This window comes from Faecalibacterium sp. AF27-11BH (assembly GCF_003603005.1).
Classification (GTDB): domain Bacteria; phylum Bacillota; class Clostridia; order Oscillospirales; family Ruminococcaceae; genus Faecalibacterium; species Faecalibacterium taiwanense.
This window is the reverse complement of sequence record NZ_QVGS01000006.1, coordinates 149,179-152,338: the sequence shown is the minus strand read 5'-3', so window position 1 is coordinate 152,338 and position 3,160 is coordinate 149,179. Positions and strand designations below refer to the sequence as shown.

Annotated in this window: 4 protein-coding genes and 1 tRNA gene; 2 read left to right on the top strand and 3 right to left on the bottom strand. The window is 50.2% G+C overall.

All coding sequences use genetic code 11. From position 1 onward, the window contains the following. Nucleotides 1–202 precede the first annotated feature (202 nt). Entirely contained in the window at nt 203–436 is a 234-nt protein-coding gene (locus DWY76_RS08125; RefSeq protein ID WP_120080855.1) for a hypothetical protein, read from the top strand. A 45-nt stretch (nt 437–481) separates the two neighbouring features. Here the strand turns inward: DWY76_RS08125 and DWY76_RS08120 are convergent, their stop codons facing one another. Then, entirely contained in the window at nt 482–814 is a 333-nt protein-coding gene (locus DWY76_RS08120) for a hypothetical protein (protein ID WP_120080853.1), read from the bottom strand. Between the two features lie 331 nt (nt 815–1,145). Next, nucleotides 1,146–1,412 (bottom strand): helix-turn-helix transcriptional regulator, encoded by a 267-nt coding sequence (locus DWY76_RS08115; protein WP_112122199.1) that lies wholly within the window; start codon nt 1,410–1,412, stop codon nt 1,146–1,148. Between the two features lie 190 nt (nt 1,413–1,602). Here DWY76_RS08115 and DWY76_RS08110 point away from each other — a divergent pair. After that, nucleotides 1,603–1,674 (top strand) — tRNA-Lys (locus DWY76_RS08110). 171 nt (nt 1,675–1,845) lie between these two features. Here the strand turns inward: DWY76_RS08110 and DWY76_RS08105 are convergent. Continuing rightward, on the bottom strand, nt 1,846–3,160 hold a 1,315-nt coding region (locus DWY76_RS08105; protein ID WP_133300803.1), incomplete at its 5' end, for a site-specific integrase.

Genomic DNA, 3,160 nt, shown 5'->3' with positions numbered 1-3,160 from the left:
TTCAGAGCTTTTACTTTTTCATCCATCGGTCTGTTCTCCTTTCCGGTGAGCTTCCCGCTCCTCCTGACACCTATATTATACATCTTTTTGATTTACTTGTCAATGAAAAAGATAAACTTTTTTGATTTCGTTGCAAATATTTTTGGTTGACAAATAGCTCAAAAAGATGTATTCTTATAATCAACAAGGAGGTGTTGACATTATGAGTGTTTCGGATGTTATCAAGGGTCTCTTGGCAATGTCAGGAAAGAAACAGGCCGAACTGACAAGCGTTTTGGGAATGAGCAGCAATCAGGCTGTAAATAATAAAATTAGGAAAAATAGCTGGTTTGCCAGTGATCTTCTCAAAGTGGCAGAATTATGCGGATGTAAGCTGGCTTTTGTGATGCCGGACGGTCAGTGCATATATCTCGGCGATGATGAACAGGAAAAATAAAAGGAACAGCCGCCAGCAAACATCGTAATGCTGGCGGCTGTTCCTTTAGTCAGAGGGTAGTTGTTTGACCTGAGAAGCGCCGAAGAATGATGCCCTGTAGGTTTGGCCGTCCCCCTTGCTGCTGTGGATAAGCACCGCCTGAAACAGAGCCTTTGCGCCATGCTCCACCATGTACCCGGCGGCTTTCCATCCTGCCCATGTGTTCACAGGCTCGGCCACCCCGGCGGCCTGCTGGGCTTCCTCGATGCGCTGGGCGTTGATCGGGGCGGCCTTTGCGCTGTTCCATGCCCGGTGCAGAGCTTCGGCAAAACTGCCCACGCCCTTGCGATACAGCTTCCATGCCTTGCACATGATGGCGGACAGATCGAACTTTTTCATAATGCCCTCTCTTTCTTTGGCTGAAAAGATAAAATAAAAAGCAGCAGGGGAGTGGGTTACTGACTTAGCATGCGCTCACGACTTACTGCGCTCCCGGCTCTTACTTCGCCCCTTGCCTTCCGGTCGTACTCCCTTGCTGTGATTATAGTATCCTCCATCTTTAAGAAAAAGACAACAGCAAAAACATGAAAATATAAATAAAATAAATTTATTTATAGCCCTGCTGGATGTATTGAGATTGAAGCGGAATTGCGGATTGTATATTTGGATGAGGAAGATTTTGGGCAAAAAAAGTCCCCAGACACCGAAGTGTCCGGGGAAAGGGGATAACTTACTTGTCGGACGTTATGGATCTGCACCGTGGCGTTGCAAGCCTGCTTCGGGTCAAATCATCCAAATCTTCTTCTTGAACCAGAAGATCGGAGATTTTGCAGTCCAAGGCTTTGCAAATCAAATCAAGCTGTTCCAAAGATACCCGGTCGGTCATCTCATGGTAAAGATCATTGATTGTGTTTCGCCGGATTCCAGTTGCGTCTGCAAGTTGCTTCTGAGTCCATCGCTTTTCGCCTAAGCGGACGGACAACAAAATCCTTAACATCAGCCATATCTCCTTTGCGGAGAGTGTAGCATAAAAGGATAATCTATATCAGCAAAATGATATTTGGTATCGTATTTTGATATTTTCGATTTGAGGGCGAGTGTGACTACCGATTGACTACCACGGTGCTTTTTCGTATTTGCGCAGTCCTTTGTAGAATAGCGTATATTCGTTGTTTATTTTTGCTTTTGCACCAATGGAGTGCGGGCTGGAATGACTCTTAATCAGTGGGCCCAGGGTTCGAGTCCCTGGAGGTGCACCAAATTTTGAACGTCAAATCGTAAGATTTGGCGTTCTTTCTTTATGTAGGGAAGCGGCTGCTCACTTTCTGCACACCGTTTGCACATTTGCCCGAATCAAGGGCGTTTCTACGCAAGGTTTGCACAGCCTACTTTCCTTTGCATAAAAAGAAGAAATTTTAGGCGAACAAGGCTCACGTCAATTCTCTGCGTTCGTCTGCGTCCATCAGCCGGATGGCTTCAAGGATCTCCTTACCGGAGATTTTTGTTGCCGCCGGCTTTTCGTTTTGCCGGGGCTGAGGTGCTGCCGGGGTCAGGTCTTGGGAATAGAAGTTCGCTTCGATCTTCTCGGTCAGCTCCAACCGGGGCTTGTCCTGCGTGTGGGCATAGGTGTCCATCAGGACAGATGCCGTTGCATGACCTGTGTTGCCCTGCACCGACTTGAAGTCACCGTCCGACTGCAAGAGCTGGTAGGTGGCACTGGAATGCCGCAGACCGTGGAACACGATCTGCTCAAACTCCGGGTGCTCGGCTCTCCACAGGCGGTACCACTTTGTCAGCAGCTCCGGCGCAATGGGCAGACCATCCGGGAGCCGGAATAGTTGCCCGCAGTTGTTGTACTTTTCTGGGGCGTTCTGCTCGTCCTGCTTGAGCTTTTCAAGCCATGCCAGAAGCTCGGCTTTCAGAGGCTTGGTCATATACAGGATGCGGTTGGACTTCTTGGTCTTGGGCTTTTTCAGGATGAGGGAGGACTTGCTGCCCTCACGCCTGTTCGGGAAGGTGTAGTAGACCTGATTTGGATCGAGCTTTTCCAGAGCGTCCTTGTTGGCTCGCTGCATGGTCTTGCTGACCGAGATGGTGCCACGCCCATCGGCGGCATCAAAGTCCAGATCACTCGGCTGCAAGCCGAGAATTTCGCCCTCACGGAGCGAAAGGATCATGCTCATGTGCACCGCCAGATGCAGGGCAGGATTCTCGATGGTCTGCAAGGCCGCCAGCATGGTTTTCTCGTCCCAGATGGTGCGCTCCTCGATATTGACCTTGGGGGCATCACGGGGCAGGGGAATCTTGTGGATGAGGTCCCATTCCACCGCATAGGAAAATGCTGTCTTGAGCAGCGTGTGGACTTCGTGGATAGAGGTGCTGGACAGCAGCCGCTTCTTCTGCTTCTTGGTCAGGTCCTGCTTGATACCCTTCACATACTGCCCACAGGGGGTCTTGGCAAGGGTAGCATAGAACTTCTCAATGTCGTAGGTGCGCAGCTCCTGTACCTTCCGTTTCCCGATATACGGCATGATAAGGTTCTGCACCATCGCCACGGACTGGGTGTAGGTCTTGGGGGACCACTTGTGCTTGGTGGACTGGATCGGGATCCATTTGTACAGCATCTCCTCCACCGTCATAGTGTCGGGGACAAGGAATGTGCCGTCCAGCAATTCTTTCTCGACCGTGATCTTTCGCTCCTGCGCCTCCTTTCTGGTCTTGAAACTTTCCCATTCCTCGCAGGGC